The sequence below is a fragment of the Streptomyces sp. NPDC050121 genome, from assembly GCF_044460385.1.
Classification (GTDB): Bacteria; Actinomycetota; Actinomycetes; order Streptomycetales; family Streptomycetaceae; genus Streptomyces; species Streptomyces soliscabiei.
Window position 1 is genome coordinate 51,399 of record NZ_JBITJV010000045.1, and the last position, 19,381, is coordinate 70,779.

A 19,381-nucleotide genomic window follows, 5' to 3' on the forward strand; every position below is an offset into this window, starting at 1 on the left:
ATACACACGCGCGAGTGGACATCAGATCTCCAGCCCGGATCCCAGGGGAAACAGCGGGTCGGGGGTGTTCGCCGGCGCGTCAGGCGCGGACTCTCGCACGGCCTGCATCGATCGTGGCAGCTCGACGGGAAGCCTGCCCTGGGGGGCGATGCGCCCGGTGAGGGCGGCGAGCAAGGCGTCGTCCGAGACGCCGAAGGTCACCGTGAGACCGGCGAGGGCGTCGATCAGCGGCGCGAGAATGGCGGGGCGGTCCAGGGCGACATCCACGATAAGCGGGGTCTGCTGGGCGATCATGCGCAGTCGGTGCACGAGGCCGGGCGGCAGTTCGAGAGACCCCTGGTGGAAGTACGACTCCAGGAACAGGTCGTCCCGTGGCTCGAAGGGCGCGTCGATGCGCACGATGGCGAGGTCCGCCTCCTGTGGCATGGCCGCCGGAGTGACGGCCCGTGCGAGGGCCTCCGGTTCGATGCCTTCTGCGTACACTCTCGCGTCTCGAGAGAGGGGGAGCAGCGGCGAGCCGTGGACGACGGAGTTCTTGAGAACGGTGACCGATCGGGACTGCGCCTCCAAGCCGGCGCGACGGGTCTCAGCGTTACCCACGATGGCCGCGGCAGTCTCCTCGTCGACGAAGGGGTCATCGAAAAGGCCGAGCCGGAACTTGACCAGGAGGACGCGGCGCGCCGACTCGTCGATTCTGCTCTCCGCGACGACGCCGTCCCGCACGAGCTCGAGCAGCAGGTCCGTGCACTGCTCGCCGCCGAACTGGTCCGCGCCTGCGTCGAGGATCTTGACCAGGCGCCTGCGGGCGTCGAGCTCCTCGACGCCCCACGCGCGGGCAGGCAGTACCTGGTCCCCGACGGGGTTGTCGTTCACCAGTTCCCAGTCCGTGATGATCAGCCCGTCGTAGCCGAGCTTGTCGCGCAGCAGTCCGGTGAGGATCTGCTTGTTGTACCCGAACCCGACTTCCTCGATCGGTACGCCGTCGATCTCGAGCCCGACGGGCATCCCGTAGTACGGCATGATCGCGGCGGTGCCGTGTTCGATGGCGGCGGTGAACGGACGCAGGTGCTCATCGAACGCCCCGCCCGGGTAGACCTGCTCGCGGCCGTACGGGAAGTGCGCGTCCTCGCCGTCCAGCTGCGCGCCGGCACCGGGGAAGTGCTTGGTGACGCAGGCGACGCTCGTCGAGTCCAGAATGTCGCCCTGGAAGCCTTCGAGGTACGCGCGCGTGTACGCCACCACAAGATCGGTGTCAGCGCCGAAGGTCTGGAGCTGACGTGCCCACCTGGGCTCGCTGGCAAGGTCGACCTGGGGATGCAGCGCCATGCGGATTCCCACCGCGCGGTACTCGTCGCGTGCCCGTCGCGCGAACTCGCGCACCACATCCGGGTCGCGCAGCGCCGCGAGCCCGAGCCCGTCGGGCCACTGCGAGAACGGGCCCGCCGTGAACGACGCCCCGACGTTCTCCAGGAACCCGTGTCGCGGGTCGGTGGATATCGTCACCGGGATGCCGTGCGGCGTCTTCTCGGCCAGCCGCTGGATCGCGTTGTTCCATCGTGCGGCTGTCCGGGCGTCTTCGATGCGGTGCACGTTGAAGTGGTTCATCGCCCTGTCGAGGATCACCTCGCTGGTGGGCGACTTGCTGATCGCGCCGGGCTCTTCGAGGACAGTGCCCTGCGGGCCGATCTCGATGACCGTGTGGAAGAGGAGACCGACCTTCTCTTCGAGCGAGAGCCGGGACAACAGGTCCTCCGTGCGGTCCTCGGCGCTGAGCCGCGGGTCCTCGTACGGGTCCATGCGGCCGTTGCCGTTGAGGTCGCGGAATTCGATGCGGTCCGGTGCGGTCGTGTCGTGCATGGGGGGTCGGTCGGTCCTCTCAATTTCGTCTCCGGGGCCTCGGGGCGGCCTCGGCAAGGTGGGGGCTCGGACTCAGCGGCAGCGCACCATGGCGCACTCCGATCCGGTCGGGCGCTGCGGCCGCCAGCGTCACCCCTTGATGGCTCCCTGCATGACGCCGGCGACGAGCTGCTTGCCGAGAAGGACGAACAGCGCCAGCAGCGGCACCACCGACACGAGCACACCGGTCATGATCAGGGGGATGTCCTTGAAGAACCCGGATTGCAGCAGCTGCAGCGCAACGGGCAGCGTCGGGTTGGTCGTTCCGAGCACGATCGACGGCCAGAAGAAGTTGGTCCACGCCCCGATGAAAGTGAACAGTCCGAGCATCGCCAACGCGGGCCTGGCGGCCGGCAGCACAATGGATCGGAAGATCCGGAACGTCGATGCCCCGTCGATACGTGCGGCTTCGATGAGCTCATAGGGCAGCGCCGCCTGAAGGTACTGCGTCATCCAGAAAACCCCGAAGGCGGATGCGACACCAGGGATGATCACTGCCCACAGGCTCCCCGTCAGTCCCAGCTCGCGCATGACGATGAACAGCGGCACCACGCCCAGCTGCGTCGGGACCGCCATGGTGGCCACGACGAACGCGAGAAGACCTGCCCGCCCTTTGAACCGAAGCTTCGCGAAGGCGAAGCCCGCCAGCGTGGACAGGAACACGACCGCGAGCGCCGTCGTCACCGAGACGAAGACGGAATTCCAGACCGCGCGCGGCAGATCGATGTCGGACTCGAAGACGCGTACGAGGTTGTCGCCCAGATGCCCGCCCGGGATCGGCGAGGGGATCGGGTTCTGCGCGACCTCCGCCGATGTCGACGACGCAAGCAGGAGCGTGTAGTAGAGCGGGAAGATCGAAATGAGCGCGACCACGGTGAGGACGACGTAGGTCATCAATCCGGGGCGGCGCGCAGCACCGTGATCCCGCCCGCGACGGCGGCGTGCCGCCCGGGCGGCACCGCGGCCGGATGTCTGCTCGATGTACGGGATAGAGGGCCTGGTCACGTGCTGCTCCCGGGAGTGTCACCGGATGATGCGGAGGAGACGGGCGTGACAGCTGCTGCCCCGCTCATGTCTCGCCGGGCGGCGCGGCGCGCCTTTCGGGGGACGGCGACTGGATCGTCGCCGGAGGCGATGCGGCGCGACAGCCAGTTGCTGACCAGCGCGAACACGACGATCAGCAGAAAGAGCAGCCAAGCGACGGCTGCGGCACGGCCCAGCCTTTGCTGATTCCAGCCGAGCTCGTACAGGTACAGAGTGATCGTCTTCCACTGCCCCGAGCTCCCGCCGAGCCCCTGCGTGTCGTACAGCCGCGGCTCGTCGAAGATCTGCAGGCCGCCGATCGTGGACGTGATCACGACGAAGATGATCGTCGGACGTACGGACGGCACTGTGACGGAGAAGAACTGCCGCAACCGGCCCGCGCCGTCGAGGATTGCCGCTTCGTACAGGTCACGGGAGATCGCCTGCATGGCGGCCAGCAGCACGAGCGTGTTGAAGCCGGTCCACCGGAAGTTGACCATGTTGGCGATGACGACGTGCGCCGGCATGCTGTCCCGGTGCCAGCCGATCGGGTCCATTCCCAGTTGCTCAAGCAGTGCGTTGACCAGGCCGGACTGATCCGCGAACATGCGCGAGAAGATCAGCGACACGGCGACCGGGGCGATGACGTACGGCAGCAACACCCCCATCCGCCAGAAGGTCCGCGCGCGGATGTTCGCATGCAGGAGACTGGCGAGTGCGATCGCGATCGCGATCTGAGGGACCGTCGACAGCAGGAAGATACTGACAGTGTTGCCCAGTGAGTCCCAGAAGACCGGCTGATCGAGGACGAAGGTGAAGTTGTCGAGCCCGACGAAGTCGCCCTGGCCGCCGATGAGGTCCCAGTCGTGCAGCGAGACGTACGCGGTGTACAGGAGCGGGAACAGGCCGACGAGCCCGAACAGGATGAAGAACGGTGAGATGTAGGCGTACGGCGACGCCTTCATGTCCCAGCGGCCGAGACGCTGACGCCAGGAGGAGGGCAGTCGTGGAGGGGAGGCGCCTGTGCGGGTTGACGCGCTCGCTGCCGAATGGACCATGCGCCTTTCCTTCGGTGGTGACTCGGGGACGCCCGCCGTGGCGGGCCTCCCCGAGTGCGCGGACGAACCGGTCACTTCAGCGCGTCCAGCTCGTCGACGAACGTGTCCCACGACTTCTTCGGAGAGTCGGTCTTGTCGACCGAGACACGGTTGATCGCGTTGTTGAACGCCGCCGTGATCGCGAAGTAGTTGTCACCCTTGTACGGAATCGTGGTGATCGCCGACGCGCGGTTGGTGAGGATCTTCCCCACGGGCGCATCGCTGAAGAAGGGATCGGTCACCTTCTGCAACTGGTCGCTGCTCTGGGCCTCGACCTGGCTGGGGAAGTTACCCGTCGCCTTGAACGCCTTCAGCTGCTGCTCAGGGGCGGTGAGCCACTCCGCGAGCGCCTGCGCTTCCTTGGGGTGCTCCGACTGCGTCGGCACGGTGAGGTACGACCCGCCGCTGTTGACACCGCCGCCGGGGAAGACGTCGGCGATATCCCATCCCTTGACCCCGGCCGCGTTGCCCTTGATCACGCCCAGCATCCACGACGGTGCGAGCATGACCGCGAACTTGTCCTTCTGGAACGCGCTCACCCAGTCCTCGCTCCACCGCGCCAGGTGAGCCGAGAGGTTCTCGTGCGACGTCACCGTGTCGTAGATGTTCCGAAGATCCTTGTTATGGCCTGCGACGATGTCGCCGGTCTTGGGATCCTCCCAGAGCACCTTGTACTGGTCGCCCCAACTGGTCGCGACCGAGGCTGATGCGTCATAGAACGCCGGGCCCGTCTTGGCGGCCTTGAACTTCTCGCCGACGGCGAAGAAGTCGTCCCATGTCGCCTTGTCACCCCCGAACAGCTTGGCCACCGCTTCGCGATCCGATGGCAGGCCGGCCGCCTTGAACAGGTCGCTGCGGTACGCGATGGACTGCGGGCCTATGTCCGTCGCGTAGCCGAGCAGCTTGCCGTTGTTGGTGGATGCGAGCTTGGTGGTCCAGTCCTTCCAGCGGCCCGTGACCTTCGAAGAGGAGAGGTCCACGAAGTTGTCCGGGTGCTGCAAGACCTGCGGGAGCCAGCTGTTGTCGACACCGACCACATCGGCGAGCCCCGAGCCCGCGCCGAGGGCGGTCTGGAACTGTTCCTTGGCCGCATCGCTCGTGGCGAAGCGGTTGTGCTTGATCGTGATCTCGGGGTGAAGCTTCTGGTACTCCTTCAGCAGGTCGCCGTACCCCCACTCGCTGAACGTCGACACCTTGAGGGTGATCTTGCCGTCAGCGTCGCCCTTGTCGCTGGATCCGCAACCGGCAGCGAGGACGGTCAGCGAGGCCGCTGCAAGCACAGCGATGGCTCTTTGGGTGGATCGCATCTGTAGTCCTTTTGTCTCAGGCGGTGTGCCTAGATTCCGCGGCGACAAGGCGGCCGCCCTGGGCCGCTGCGCGCTCCTGCGTCATGCCCGAACCCTGTCGCCCGAAGGTCGCACAAGCCGCTGCGTCCCCAGCTGAGGTGTCGTCTCGGATGTCGCGGTGGCGGCCAGTATCACGTAACACAGTTCACGTGACAAGTATTCGCTCAGGTTTCATCGTCACGCCCGCACCCAGGCCAAGCGCGACACCACCTCGCTGTATGTTGAGGACATGGCGGAACGCACCGGGCCTCGGGGGCCCTATCGCAAGGGGCTTCAGCGCCGCCGAGAGATCATCGCCGCTGCAGCCGAGCTCTTTGCTGAATCTGGATACGCGCACTCGTCGATGCGCGAGCTCGCCAGGCGCATGCGCCTCACGCAGACAGGGGTCCTTCACCACTTCGCCGACAAGGAAGAACTCCTTGTAGAAGTACTCGGTCTGCGCGACTCGTCGGTCGCCGACTACCTGTCGGAGCTCGATGCCACCGATGTCGCGACCCGGTCGCGGGAGGTCGCGCGCCATTCCGCGGAGCACGAGGGGCTGACGTCCCTGTTCATCATCCTCTCCGCTGAGGCGATCGATCGCGACCACCCGGCGCACACCTACTTCGTCGAGCATTACCGCTTGGCGCAGACGCAGACGCTCGATCCCGGTCCCGAGACTTCCGAGCACGCCCTGGTCAGCCCGGAGGTGATCGCCACCCTGGGAATCGCTGTGCAGGATGGACTGCAGCTCCAGCGGCGATACCGGGACGACCTCGATGTCGTCGAGGCTGTCGACGCCTTCTGGCGCCTCGTAGCAGCTGCCCGGGCGCACTGGTCGCAGCACCCGGCGCCGGAAGATTCCGGCCGGGGCGACGGCGACGACTCCGACTGAATGGTGGTCGAGGCCCGCGGCGCAGGCGATGTCGGGCTGGTTTGGGGCAAGCGCACCGGTCCAGAGCTGGTGCTCGGCTGGGGGTGGGGGAGTGGTCCGAAGCGAGCGCAGCTGGCAAGGTTGGACCCGCCCCGCGGCTAGCAGGAACCGCGTCGGCTGAGGTCGGGGCGGCTAGGTCAATTCCTCCATCGCCGTGGCAGTGGCGAGTCGCGTTATTGCGCCCTTCGGTTACCTGACGAGCTGGCCAGCGATCGCGGTCGAAGGGAGCTACGGCAGGACTGCCGACGCATGCCGGAACCCTGCAAGGGAGTCGGGGTCATGTGCACGCCCGCAGCCTCCAACGCACTGAGCCAGAGAGTGTCGGCGTCGACTGGGGTCGCGCTTGCGGAGTACCTCACGCACCTCCGCCTACACGCGCTCTTCAGTGCCCCCAGGCTCCAACTAGCTGGAGCAGCACCCCTCAAGGAATGGCCGTTCGTGCCCACGGCGCTCGGTCATGCCTTTCAGGCAACGGGCTTCACGCTTCCCTGATCAGCTGTGATGCCGCCGGACGCAGCCGCAGTGTGCGGGCCTTCCGGGAGCGAGACGCCAGAGTTCGCTCAGCCCCTGTGCCGATAACAGTTCAGGTGTTAGGTTTTGGCGCGCCACGTCACCAGAGAGGCTGTTTCATGTATCGCGACTCGATCGCCCGCGGGCACCTGACGTTCCCGTCCGACTTCATCCTTGGCGCCGCGACCGCCGCTTACCAGATCGAGGGCGGCGCGGGCGAGGGCGGACGGGGGCCGTCCATCTGGGACACATTCAGTCGCACGCCGGGAAAGACTGCCCAAGGTGCAACCGGTGACGTCGCCGCGGACCACTACCATCAGGTCGAGATCGATCTCGACCTGATGGCCTCCCTCAACCTCGACACCTACCGGTTCTCCATCTCCTGGCCGCGCGTGATGCCCACGGGCGAAGGTGCAGTCAATCCAGAGGGCCTGGCGTTCTACTCCCGGCTCATCGACGGCCTGCTCTCACGCGGAATCACACCGATCGTGACGCTCAACCACTGGGATCTCCCCCAGGTACTGGAGGACCGCTATGGCGGCTGGCGGGGACGCGAGACCGCCTTTGCCTTCGAGAAGTACGCGGAGATCGTGGGCGCCGCCCTTGGAGACCGGGTCGCCATGTGGTCGACGCACAACGAGCCGTGGAACAACTCGTTCGCCGGATACGGCAGTGGGGCGTTCGCGCCCGGTGTGAAAAGCCACGCGGATGCACTCAAGGCCGCACACCATCTCAACCTTTCGCACGGGCTTGCGGTGGCAGCGCTGCGGCGAACCGTGAAGCACCCCGATGCTCAGATTTCCGTTGTGCTGAACATCTTCCGCATCGAAGCCGAGACCCCGGAGGATGCTGAGGCCGCGCGTCGCTTCGATGCCGTAGCCAACCGCGTCTTCACAGGGCCGATGCTTTGCGGGGAGTACCCAGCCGACCTTCTCGACGACACCCGTACCTTCACCGACTGGAGCTTCGTGCACCCAGGCGACGTGAAGATCTGCCATCAACCGATCGACCTGCTCGGGGTCAACTACTACGAGGTCATGCACGTACGCGCGAAGCCGGACTTCGACCCCGCTACCGAAGCCACGGGCGGTACGGCCTTTCCTGGCTCGGAACGCATCGAAATCGTTCGTCGAGGCGATCTGGAGCGAACGGCCATGGACTGGGGAATCGAGCCACGAGGGCTGGAGGACCACCTGGTCGCCCTCTCGAAGGAGTTTCCCGAGTTGCCCATCATGGTCATGGAGAACGGTGCGGCATTCGCGGATGTGGTCAGCGAATCCAACGGCCAGCGCATGGTCCTGGACCGCGACCGGACGCAGTTCCTCATCGATCACGCAACGGCGACTCACCGCGCTCGGGAGCGCGGCGCGAATGTCGTGGGATACCTCGTGTGGTCGCTGCTCGACAACTTCGAATGGGCTGAGGGGTACGGTCCTCGCTTCGGAATCATCCGCGTCGACTACGACACTCAAGAACGCATTCCGAAGCTGAGCGCGCACTGGCTCTCCGAGTTCTGTGCAACGAAGGTCGTCCCGGTCCTCGCCAATCAGTGAGGTGACCGGGCGGGTCCAGATGGACCCTGCACAACGTCGGGGCCACATGACGAAGCCGCATAACTACGATGTGCCCGACGCAGCACTGATCAGGTCAGTTCCCGCAGCCGGCGAACCCCGAGTAGCGGCCCCCGGCCGAAACCTGCTTGCGATACCGCCTGCCGCGAAACAACCCATTCTCCCAGGATCGCTGCCGCGCTCTCGGGCCATCCATCACACATGAATGTGAGGCACCATTCAATGAGAACGCACCGCATCGTTGCGGCGCTCGTAACCGTGACCATGGGACTCGCGACGGCGGCCATCCCAGTCGCCAGCGCCTCAGCCAATTCGTCCCCCACTCTCCGAGAACTAGCGGCGGGCGAGGGGATCCTCATCGGGTCCGGGGCGATCAACCCCAGCTACCTCGACGAATCTCAGTTCGGCGAGGTTCTGGCGGATCAGTTCGCCAGCCTGTCGCCCGAGAACGAGCTCAAGTGGAACTTCGTCCAACCCCAGGAAGGCAGCTTCGACTTCGCCGGCCTTGACCGGCTCGTCGGCTTCGCAGAAGACAACAACATGGTAGTCAAAGGTCACGGCCTCATCTCAGGCTGCTGCAACCCAGGCTACGTGACCGCGATCACCGACCCGGACGAACTCCGCACGGTCATGAGCACCCACTTCAACACGATCATGGACCGCTACGCCGGCAAAATGGACCGGTGGGACGTCGTGACCGAGCCGTTCTCCACATTCGGCGGAACGGGCCTAGAGAAGAACGACTTCTACAAGGTTCTCGGCGCGGACTACATCGCGGAAGCATTCCGCATCGCCCACGCCGCCGATCCCGAGGCCAAGCTGTTCCTCAACGAATCCCTGGTGGAGTTCTACCCGGAAAAGCGCCAAGAGCTCTACGATCTCGTTGCCGGCCTGGTTGCCGACGGCGTCCCCATCGACGGCGTGGGCTTCGAGATGCACGAGACCCAGGCGGGCCCCGAGCCCGGGGCCATCACACAGATGGCGAACTCCTACCACGCTCTCGGACTCGACGTCGCCATCACTGAACTCGACGTGCACACCTACGACGTCGACCAGCAGACGCAGATCTACGGGGACATCGTTGCCGAGGCACTGGCGGCGGGAATCCGGGACATCAGCTTCTGGGGCTTCACCGACAAGCACGCCTACACCTGGCTGCCCGGCGCGAAGCCGCTCATGTTCGACGAGGACTACAACCCCAAGCCGGCCTACTTCGCCGTCCGGGACGCGCTGCAGAGCTTTGTCGAGAACACTTCAGCACCGGGCGCCGGAACCCTCTCGAACACCAATCGACGGACGCACGGCCGCCACGACGGCAACTACAGCGTCACGATGAACCTCCGGCACGGGACCCGGGGCAGCTTCTACCGCCTGTACGAGAACGGCAAGCTCATCTCCGCGCGCGTGCCCGACGCGGTCAGAGGCACTTCGTCAGTCGAGACGACATTCACGGATAAGCCCAACGGCACCTACGTCTACCGGGCCGAACTGATCAACTCGAAGGGCGCCACGGCCACCAACACCACGACCGTCACCGTCTGTAGCCCAAGCCAAGCCTGACCAAGAGAAACGAGCCCCCTTCGATGAAGCCGTAGGACACCTTCGGCACCGGTGCGGCGTTCACGGCCTCCAGAGATGACCCGCGCGTGGCGGGCCTGATCCGGCTCGGCCTCCTCGGCCTGGATGTCCGACACCTGGAGCTTCCCGTCCGGCGTCACGCTGGCAGAGCTGATGGTGGCCTCGCCGCACAGTGAGACGACCCTGTCGATGCTGGCCCACACTGGCGTCGCGCTCGCCGTCCTCGTCGCATGCCTGGCTGCGGTGGACGCCTTCCCGTGCGTCCACCGCCCGGCCCGTCCGGTCATTGCGGTCGGCACGATGTCGCTGACCGCGTACGGCTTCCACGTCGTCGGCATTCGGGTTCTCGGCATCGAGGAACTGCCTGGCTCGCCCCTGCACGTGCTGCTCAGCTTCATCGCCGCCGTGACCGTGTTCGCCACGCTGTGGTCCCGCTTCTTCCGACGTGGCCCTCTGCGCTGGGGAAGGCCACCGTCCGCTGAGCACACTGCGCCCCCTGTCTCGTCCTGTCCCCTCACTCGAGCGATCGGAGCTCCACGATGCTGTCCAGCCCTCTCTCTAGCCCGAACCCCGGCCCTCGACGGCTGCTTCCTCGCGTTCTTCTGTCGGTCGCCGTCACGATGAGCGTGGTCGCCACTGGAATGGCTCTCGGCACCGCCCGTTCCGACGCCGGGACCGGTGGGGAGGAGACCCGGTCTCTCGACCAGCTGTACGCCGAGGCCAAGGCCGAGGGCGGAAAGCTCGTCGTCTACGCGGGCGGCGACTGGAAAGATCAGCAGAACGACACCAAGAACGCGTTCGAGAAGCGCTTCCCCAACATCAAGGTGGAGATGGTTGTCGACTACAGCAAGTATCACAACGCACGCATCGACAACCAACTCGCCACGGACAGCCTCGTGCCCGACGTGGTCCAGTTGCAGACGCTGCCCGACTTCGAACGCTGGAAGCGCGAGGGAGTGCTGCTTCCGTACAAGCCCGCCGGTTTCGGCAAGGTCTACAACAAGTTCAAGGACAAGGACGGCGCCTGGGTCGCCACAGACGTCCTGGCCTTCGGCGCGGCCTACAACAAGAACCTCGTGGGAACGGGCGCGCCCCGCAGCGTCCGGGACTTCGCGGACCCGCGGTGGAAGGGCCGCATCGCCTCGGCGTACCCCAACGACGACGACGCGACGCTCTACCTCTACAGCCGATACGTGAAGAAGTTCGGCTGGGCCTGGCTGGCAGCAATGGCAGGCAACACCGAGTTCCTGCGCGGCTCCGACTCCGCCGGCAACCAGATGGCGGAAGGGAAGAAGGCCATCGGCCTTGGCGGCTGGGTCACCCCCGACTCCGGGGACGACCCCGAGGCCACCACGGTCGGCATGCTTCCCCGCACGGACGACCCGTTCGTCGCCTGGGGGCAGCGCGAGTCGATTCTCAAGGACGCCCGTCATCCGGCCGCCGCCAAGCTCTTCCTCAACTGGCAGTTGTCTAAGGAGCGGCAGACCAGCGACCTCTGGTCGGTCCGCACCGACGTGGCCGCACCCGCCGGACTGAAGAAGGTCTGGCAGTACGACAACGCCGGCATCGACGGATTCCCCGTGTTCCTGCGGGACCGCGCCGCGGCCGAGCGCATCCGCCAGCAGATGACGGTGTACATCGGCGAGGTTAAGGGCGAACCGACCCCGGGCCGCCTGGGCACGCATCCAGGCAGTCCCATCCCGAGCGGAAGCGCCGACGGCCGCTGAGATCCGCCGCCCCGGATCCGCGTTTCGCCGGTCGATTCCGCTCGGCGTCCGCCGCCGCGTGACAGCCGCCCATGGCTCTTGTGTCTACTGACACCGTCTGTCACGCGGGGCGGTCTGCATCGCGTAGAGCCGATAGGGGAGTGGCGGCGGCCGGGCGTCAATGCCGTCGCGCCGGGCTACTTCGCCGCTGAGATGACCCCCGCCGCGATTCCTACGGAAAGCCTCATGACGTTCGTCCGGCAGACCAGTCCGATAGGCAGGCTGGGCTTCAGCGTGAGCTCGACGCCGGGGTCGTCTTCTCGCTGGCCCCGCCTCGTTCCACACCTCACGCTCCGGACCGTCGTTGCGCTCCACCGCGAATGCCCCTTGATGAGGCGTCAGCTCCAGCCCGGCAGCCTGTCGGAGCCGCCTCGCACAACACTCGGTGTTGAGAGGACTCCGAGACTGGCGACCGGCAGATACGCGGTCGAGCCGCCTGACCGTCCGCCACGGTGATCGTGCTTTTCGTTCCAGCAGTCCTCGCTCCCCGCCTGGCCAGACAGGTGAGCTGCCGTCAGGCTGCAGCGATGGACATTCAGATTGTCCCAGACGACCACGACAGGGCCGCCGAGCCGCAGGTGAGCCCGGACGAGAGGGTTCCAGGTAGTCCTGCCGGGCGAACCCGCGGTGCACACCCCGGTGATTGCCCTAGAGCGTGTCTCTTTGACGGGTTTGTCAGTTGATCGGATGCCGGTTAGTGATCACTGATGCGATGTGGGACCGGATCGAGCCGCTGATGCTGGCCGATCCGGTCCGTGGACGACGGTGGGCCAACCACCGCCGCACCTTGGAGGCCATCGCGTGGAAGTACCGCACCTGCTCACCCTGGCGCGACCTGCTGGAGTAGCTCGAGCCGTTTCAGACCGTCCACAAACGCCCGATCAGGTGGGCCGTGGACGGCACATGGGAACGGGTCCTCGCGGCGGTCCTTGCAGTGGCTGATGCCGATGACGACGCGGACTGGACAGTCTCTGTCGACTCCACTGTCTGCCGGGCTCACCAGCATTCGGCCGGAGCCAGGAAAAAGGGGCGTCCGATCGATCGGAGCCTGAGGACCACGCACTCGGACGCTCTCGTGGTGGCTTGAGCAAGAAGGTCCACCCGGCCAGTGACAGCCGGGCACGGCCTCTGTCCATCCACGTCACCGCAGGCCAGGCCGGCGACGCGCCGGCCTTCGAGGCGGTCATGGCCGGAATCCGGATCCCGCGAAGAGGACCCGGCAGGCCAAGAACCCGCCCTACGTCCGTCCTTGCGGATCGCGCCTACTCCTCCCACGCAATCCGCAGGCACCTCCGCCGACGCGGCTATCCGCGCGGTCATCCCGCAGCCCTCCGACCAGATCGGCCACCGCCTGCGGCGAGACCGCGCCGGAGGCCGCCCTCCCGGCTTCGACGCCGAGACATACACAGAGCGCAATACCGTCGAGCGGTGCGTCGCCCGACTCAAGCAGTGGCGCGACCTCGCCATGCAGACGGACAAGCTCGCCATCTCCTACCAGGCCGCACTCCACCTTGCCGCCATCCTCATCTGGACCCGGCGCCCGGATGGCGTCCCGTTCGGCGGGGAATCATGTGCTCACCCGTAGGGCAACCCCGTAAAACCACCTGGGCCCCGGAACAGGACGCACTGGCAAAAGAGCCGGTAGCCCTCGGGGAACCCCCGCCCTGATCATTGTCGCTATGACGCACGGCCGGGCTTGAAGCCCACCGCGACGGCTCTGGGTTCGCGCACACGCAGCCCAAGCCGTTTCATGTGTCACTCCCCGGCGGCCCCACCCGCCCGCGCCCAGTACGGAGAGCTGTCGCAGCTCGACCGGCTACCCATCCATCCTCGAAATGGCACGCCACCCATCTGGAGAGTGCAGAAACTATGGCCGAACCGGTAAGCAATAGAGCCCGTGGGAAGTCTCCAAGCAGCCAACTGACAGTCGGACCGGACCGGTTCTGGTTCCTTGCCAATGGCACCGTCGCCAGACCTCGGACCGCCGCCGTCTTGGCGGCCCTCGTGCTGGCCCTGATCGCCACGCTGGTCGGCCCCATGGGGACGGTGCAGTCCGCGCGTGCCAACGACGGCAACCCGATGTTCCGCGTGGGGGAACACTTCGGCTACGACTACATCGAGTTCATCAACGACATCCGCCGACGTGTCAACGACGGCCACACTAGCCAGGTGCCAGGTGCTGGTAACACCTACCAGGTGCAGCACACCAACCCCAACAGCGTCTCGTCGTACCTTCAGGTCGATATCCAGATGTGGGGCAGCTCCCACTTCGTGCGCCTGCAACTGCGCCGGTCGGACCTGTACGTGCTCGGCTGGTGGGACCGCAACAACAACTATCGCTACCTGGGGAGCCGCACCGTCACACGCACCAGCGCGGAAGCCCAGCGGATGGAGGACGGTGAGAACCGCCCTCCTGACGCGGCCATCCGGGCCTCGTTCCAGGAGGACTACCCCAGCCTCGAAACCGCGGCTCACGAACGCCGCGCGAACATGCCGATCAGCCGCGACTCCATCAGCGCGGCCGCCTGGTACCTCTACGACTCCAACGACACCCAGAACATGGCACGGGGCGTACTGAGGATGATCCAGTTCGTCGCCGAAGCCACCCGATTCCGCCCCTTGCGGGACAGTATCGCCACCGTCATCGGCACAAACGGCGTCTACTCCATACCGCCGCTGTTGGCCGCGCAGGAGAACCAATGGGGCCGGCTGAGCGGTCGCTTCAACTGGCTTCTCGGTTTCCCGCAGGGCTACCGTGACCCTCACCCCCTCACCGCTTACCGGCGGGACGTCTACGGCAGCGCCGTGGCGATCGTCCTCTACACGGCGATCCAGTACGCGCAGTACGTCCTCGGGACATCCAAGGGCCGAAACTGACGTCCGGCTGATCCAACTCCCGCACACGGCGCTTGCCCATGCACCGGGGCCGACAGGCCAGTGCCTGCGTAGAGCGAGGCGCCAGCGGCCGCCGGAGGGTGCCTCCAGCCCCGGCCTCTTGGGCCTCGAGGGGCGAGAAAGCCTTGTAGCACGGCCATCCAGGCGGACAGCCACCGAAAGCTTTGAAAGGAAGACCATGCGAAGAAAGAATCCGGCCGACGCCGTGCGTCAAGCTGGTTCCGGCCCGACACGCCCGGCACGGCGGCGGTTGTCCGCCGGTCTCCTCGCCTTCGTCTCGCTGGCACTGGTCGGCGGGGGATCACTGATGGTTGCCGGGCCGGCGCAGGCGGATGTCACCGACGGCCTGGTGTTGCGCTACAAGCTGGACGAGACGTCCGGCACGGTCGCCCACGACTCCTCCGGCAACGGACGCGACGGCACCGTCAACGGCACCGTCGACTGGAAGGGCGCGTCCGGGCTGAGCTTCAATGGCAGCAACACCTACGTCAAGGTTCCCGACAACATCATGGCCGGGCTCAACTCGATCACTGTCGACTTCGACGTGTGGATCGACCCGGCCATGGGCAAGCCGTACTTTTTCTACGGCTTTGGAAACACCAGCGGCAGCAACGGCAACGGCTACCTGTTCGCCACCGGTAATGCGTTCCATGCATCGGTCTCGATGACCGACTACACCGCCAAGCAGGACATCTGGCCGTCGAACACGTCCTACCAGCTGGCGCGCGGCATGTGGAAGCGCGTGACGTACACCCAGACGGGCACCACGGGCATCCTGTACGAGAACGGCGTGGAGAAGGCCCGCAAGTCCAACCTGACGATCACCCCTGGTGCGATCGGCGGCGGAACAACGACCGCGGACTACATCGGCCGTTCCCTGTATGCGAACGACCAGTACTTCAAGGGCCGTATGCGGGACTTCCGCGTCTACGACCGGGCGCTTCCGGCCGCCGAGGTACGGGCCGTCGCGAACGAGACCGAGGAGGAGTGGGCGCAGGTCCAGGCCCTGGCCTCTCACAACCAGGCGCTTGATGTATTCCAGGACCCCACCGTCGGGCCCGTCATCATCTTCCCCTCCGACTACACGGGCGACATCGACAACCTGGAGGCTCCGCCCAACTGGACCGACGCGTACGGGAACGCACCCACTTCCTGGCCCACCCCTACAACAGCGAGGAGCCCGCAGTTCACGGTCGGCCAGATCTCCACCATCCAGGACGCTGTCATGATGGCGGTGCAGCCGGAGGACGGCAGCACCAACTACCGGCTGAACATCTTCTACGACGGTATGCACGACCAGGTAGTGGCGCAGACCGACGCCCCCTCGTCGATCACCGACCCGCTGGCCACTCAATACGCCGGCCAGCTGGTGGTCAAGAGCGACGCCGTGGCGTCCGGCAAGTGTGCGCCGCACCAGACCGCCATGGCCGAGTCACTCGGCGAGAACGCGGCTCCCGCGAGCGGCACCAACGATGTCACGACGCAGCTTCAGTGGCAGCAGGTCCAGGCTCTGGCCGACTACAACTGCGCGCTCACCGCATTCGATGACCCCAACATCGGGCCCGTCGTCATCTTCCCCTCCGACTACACCGGCGACATCAACGATCTGACGAAGCCGCCGGGCTGGACTGACCCGTACGGGCAGGTCCCGGTCAGCTGGCCGAGCCCGACCACCGCCAAAAGCCCCCAGTTCACCCTCGCCCAGATCAAGGGCATCCAGACCGCGGCCGTCGACCAGATTGCGGGCGCCAGCCATGACACCACCAACTACAGCGTGGACGTCCACTACGACGGAGCAAACGACCGCGTCGTGGTGCAGACCGACGCCCCATCGTCGGTCACCGACCCGCTGCTGACCACTTACCCAAACCGGGTCGTGATCAAGTCGGCATCGACGCCGACGGCCAGCGACGGCTAAGGACGACCAGTAATCCGGTCTGACTTCGCGACCCCGCCTCGGGCCTATTGAGGCCCCGCGCTTCTCGAGCTGCGGCATGAGGGTTCCCTTCATGCCGCAGTTCCGCGTCTCCTCGTGCTCGGCAGGTGCCGCCGCGTATGTGCCGAAGCCAATCGCTCGGCCTCGGTTCAGTCCCGACCTACAGCTCGGGAGATTCGCGGCCCGCGCCGGACGGGCCCCGATCCGGGCACGGACCTCGTAGAAGGTCCAGTGTCCGGGAGTAAATGCTCAACCGCCGATTATGCCCTGGTGCACCAGCGGACCTAGCTCAACCACGCCTGCCAGCAGTGGGACATCGTCCTGGCCGACGGATAGACCCGGACGGCGTGTCTGCATCCCTTCCGCCATCACGCGTCAGCCGGCACTCGCGATGATCCGCCGATTCCGTCGGCGGACGTCGCACGAGACCGATACCAACGGGATCCTCAACGCGCTCACTCGACCGGCCCCTGAGTCGATACCCACCAGCCCGCGACCTGGGTGCGGGTTCCGAAGCCGAGCTTCGCTCGGATGTTCCCCACGTGGAAGTCGACCGTGCGCGGCGAGAGGAACAGCCTGGTGGCGATCTGCCGGTTGCTCATGCCCTTGGCCACCAACGCGGCGATCTCCCGTTCCCGGCGCGTCAAGGGGTTGGGAGCGGGGGCCGGCACAGTCGACCCGCCCTCGGCGCCCAGGGCGTGGTCGATGGCCTGACGGGGACTGTCATAACCGCCGCCGACCGCGAGTGCCCCCTCGTACGCCTCGGGGCCCAGAGCGTGCACGATCGACTGTTTGCACCGGGTGTGGTCCTCGTCCAGCGGCGGGCCGAACGCGGAAAGGTCCGCACCCACTTCGCGCCACAGCCTGCGGGCGGAGCCGAGGAGCAGGCCCGCACGCTTGTGCTCCCCGTAGGAAGCGGTGATCCAGGCGAGTGTCTCCATCATCAGCGCGGCGCTGAGCGGCTCGTTGAAGCCCCGCTCGATCTCCAGCGCGGCCCGGACCAGCGCCAGGGCCTCAGCGCGGTCACCCTGTCTCCAGGCGTAACGGCTCAGTGTCCACATCGCATGGGCGCGTGCCCACTGCTCGCCGTGCGCCTCCGAGAAGGCGACCACCTGTCGGGCGGTCTCCGCCCCCGCCGGATTCCCCAGCTCCATCCGCACCGCGGCCAACTGGAACAATGCGAAGACCGCCGAGGCCTCTCCCTCGGCTGCCGTGTGCGCCTCGACCGCGCGCTCGAGCAACGGCACGGCCTCCGCCAACCGCCCCTGGAACGCCGTCAGTGAGCCGCGAAAGCCCACGACATGCGCACATACCACTCGATCGTCCTGCTCCTCGCCCAGTTCCCCGGCCTCGGCCAGCCACCGGTCGGCCGCCCCATGATCACCCTGCAGCAGCGCCACCCAGGATGCGGCGCACAGCGCCCGGGCGCGAGCCGGGGTGGGGTCGGGCGCGGCGGCGAGCGCCCGGTCGAGCTGCCGCCGCCCCTCGGCGAGGAAACCACCGGCGCACCAGTGGAAACGCAGTGCCGCCGCCAGCGCGAGCGTAGCCTGCGGGTCGTCGTCGTGGGCCAGCGCGGCCAGCAGGTTGGCGTGCTCGACACGCAGGCCGACCAGGGCCTTCTCCTGGCCGGGACCGTACCAGCCGTCGGCGACACGGGTGGCGAGGGCGAGGTAGAAGTCACGGTGCCGCAACAGCAGGCGCTCTTCCTCACCCGACTCGGCGAGCCGCTCCCCGCCGTACTCGCGGACGCTCTCCAAAAGCCGGTAACGGGGCACGTCCTCGGCTTCCGTGGGCAGGACGACGGACTGGGCGACCAGCCGGTCCAGGAGGTCCAGCACCTCCCGTACGGGGATGCCCTCTCCGGCGCAGATGCCTTCGACCGCGTCCAGATCGAAGCCGCCGACGAAGACCGACAGACGGTTCCACAACAGCCGCTCGGCCGGCGAGCACAGCTCGTAGCTCCACTCCATCGCCGCGCGCAGCGAGCGCTGCCGAGGGCGGGCGGTTCGACTGCCGCCAGTGAGCAGCGCGAAGCGATCCCCCAGCCGGTCCACGGCCTGTTCGACGGTGAGCGTACGCAGCCGGGACGCGGTCAACTCGATGGCCAGCGGCAAGCCGTCCAGATCGGCGCACAGCCGGGTGACCGTGTCCCAGTTGGCGTCGGTGATCCGGAAGTCCGCTCGTACGGCGCAGGCGCGGTCCCGCAGGAGTTCGACCGCTTCGTCCGGCACTTTCAGGGGCAGCACGGCGAACACGTTCTCGCCGGCGATGCCGAGCGTCTCGCGGCTCGTCGCCAGGACGCGCAGTTCGGCGCAGGCCGACAACAAAGTGTCCGTCAGCTCGGCGGCTGCCTCGACCAGGTGATCGCAGTTGTCCAGCACGATCAGTGCCCGGCGTCCGGTCAGCTGCTCCGCAAGCTGGTCGAGGGCCGGCCTGGCACCCAGGTCCGTGATCCCTGTCGCGGCGGCGGCCGTGCCCGCCACCGCCGAGGGGTCCCGCACCGGCGCCAGGTCCACCAGCCACGTCCCGTCGGGAAAGGCAGTCTTGGCCGCGGCGGCCGCTTCCAGCGCCAGCCGCGTCTTGCCCACGCCGCCCATCCCGGTGAGCGTCACCAGCCGCACCGAGCCGAGCATCCGGCAGACCTCGGCGATGTCGTGACGCCTGCCCACGAATGTGGTGAACGCCTCAGGCAGGTTGCCTGGAGACCCCGGGACGGTCACATCATCCGCCTCCCGCCAGCTGACCGGGCCCGAACGGCTTGGCGGCCGGTGTCCTGGACCTGCCTCGCAGTCTCGGTGAGTCGGTCAGGGCGGCGGGCGGCGAGGACGACGTCGGCGCCCGCCTCTGCGA

At 66.8% G+C, this 19,381-nt stretch carries 12 protein-coding genes and 1 pseudogene; 8 read left to right on the top strand and 5 right to left on the bottom strand.

Annotation, left to right across the window (positions count from 1 at the left end):
* Window positions 1–21 precede the first annotated feature (21 nt).
* The 4 genes from ACIBTS_RS41835 to ACIBTS_RS41850 all read right to left on the bottom strand — a co-directional run bounded on the left by ACIBTS_RS41835 (window position 22) and on the right by ACIBTS_RS41850 (window position 5,323).
* The gene (locus ACIBTS_RS41835; protein WP_107448270.1) at window positions 22–1,857 is read right to left on the bottom strand and encodes a glycoside hydrolase family 3 protein; all 1,836 of its coding nucleotides are present in this window, start codon (window positions 1,855–1,857) and stop codon (window positions 22–24) included.
* Window positions 1,858–1,986: 129 nt separating this feature from the next.
* Window positions 1,987–2,901 carry a carbohydrate ABC transporter permease gene (locus tag ACIBTS_RS41840; RefSeq protein WP_173985824.1) on the bottom strand — a complete coding sequence of 305 codons (915 nt, stop codon included), beginning with the start codon at window positions 2,899–2,901 and terminating at the stop codon, window positions 1,987–1,989.
* The gene (locus ACIBTS_RS41845) at window positions 2,898–3,977 is read right to left on the bottom strand and encodes a carbohydrate ABC transporter permease (RefSeq protein WP_254076281.1); all 1,080 of its coding nucleotides are present in this window, start codon (window positions 3,975–3,977) and stop codon (window positions 2,898–2,900) included. Before ACIBTS_RS41845 ends, ACIBTS_RS41840 begins: the two co-directional genes overlap by 4 nt.
* 71 nt (window positions 3,978–4,048) lie before the next feature.
* Window positions 4,049–5,323 (bottom strand): ABC transporter substrate-binding protein, encoded by a 1,275-nt coding sequence (locus tag ACIBTS_RS41850; RefSeq protein ID WP_107448275.1) that lies wholly within the window; start codon window positions 5,321–5,323, stop codon window positions 4,049–4,051.
* A 268-nt stretch (window positions 5,324–5,591) separates the two neighbouring features.
* On the opposite strand from ACIBTS_RS41850, the gene ACIBTS_RS41855 reads away from it, so the two are divergent.
* The 8 genes and pseudogenes from ACIBTS_RS41855 to ACIBTS_RS41890 all read left to right on the top strand — a co-directional run bounded on the left by ACIBTS_RS41855 (window position 5,592) and on the right by ACIBTS_RS41890 (window position 16,513).
* Window positions 5,592–6,236, top strand: a complete 645-nt coding sequence (locus tag ACIBTS_RS41855) for a TetR/AcrR family transcriptional regulator (RefSeq protein ID WP_399326148.1) — start codon at window positions 5,592–5,594, stop codon at window positions 6,234–6,236.
* A gap of 668 nt (window positions 6,237–6,904) precedes the next feature.
* A complete protein-coding gene (locus ACIBTS_RS41860) occupies window positions 6,905–8,338 on the top strand; it encodes a GH1 family beta-glucosidase (protein WP_399326150.1) in 1,434 nt (477 codons plus the stop codon).
* A 240-nt stretch (window positions 8,339–8,578) separates the two neighbouring features.
* The gene (locus ACIBTS_RS41865) at window positions 8,579–9,916 is read left to right on the top strand and encodes an endo-1,4-beta-xylanase (RefSeq protein ID WP_399326152.1); all 1,338 of its coding nucleotides are present in this window, start codon (window positions 8,579–8,581) and stop codon (window positions 9,914–9,916) included.
* 123 nt (window positions 9,917–10,039) lie between these two features.
* Entirely contained in the window at window positions 10,040–10,558 is a 519-nt protein-coding gene (locus ACIBTS_RS41870; protein WP_399326154.1) for a hypothetical protein, read from the top strand.
* Window positions 10,555–11,661, top strand: a complete 1,107-nt coding sequence (locus tag ACIBTS_RS41875) for an ABC transporter substrate-binding protein (protein WP_399326156.1) — start codon at window positions 10,555–10,557, stop codon at window positions 11,659–11,661. Before ACIBTS_RS41870 ends, ACIBTS_RS41875 begins: the two co-directional genes overlap by 4 nt.
* 721 nt (window positions 11,662–12,382) lie before the next feature.
* Window positions 12,383–13,285: pseudogene (locus ACIBTS_RS41880) on the top strand (IS5 family transposase).
* 407 nt (window positions 13,286–13,692) lie between these two features.
* A complete protein-coding gene (locus ACIBTS_RS41885; RefSeq protein WP_399326158.1) occupies window positions 13,693–14,577 on the top strand; it encodes a ribosome-inactivating family protein in 885 nt (294 codons plus the stop codon).
* A 196-nt stretch (window positions 14,578–14,773) separates the two neighbouring features.
* Window positions 14,774–16,513 carry a LamG domain-containing protein gene (locus tag ACIBTS_RS41890; RefSeq protein ID WP_399326160.1) on the top strand — a complete coding sequence of 580 codons (1,740 nt, stop codon included), beginning with the start codon at window positions 14,774–14,776 and terminating at the stop codon, window positions 16,511–16,513.
* Window positions 16,514–16,986: 473 nt separating this feature from the next.
* Here the strand turns inward: ACIBTS_RS41890 and ACIBTS_RS41895 are convergent, their stop codons facing one another.
* Window positions 16,987–19,200 carry an ATP-binding protein gene (locus ACIBTS_RS41895; RefSeq protein ID WP_399326162.1) on the bottom strand — a complete coding sequence of 738 codons (2,214 nt, stop codon included), beginning with the start codon at window positions 19,198–19,200 and terminating at the stop codon, window positions 16,987–16,989.
* Window positions 19,201–19,381: the final 181 nt, after the last annotated feature.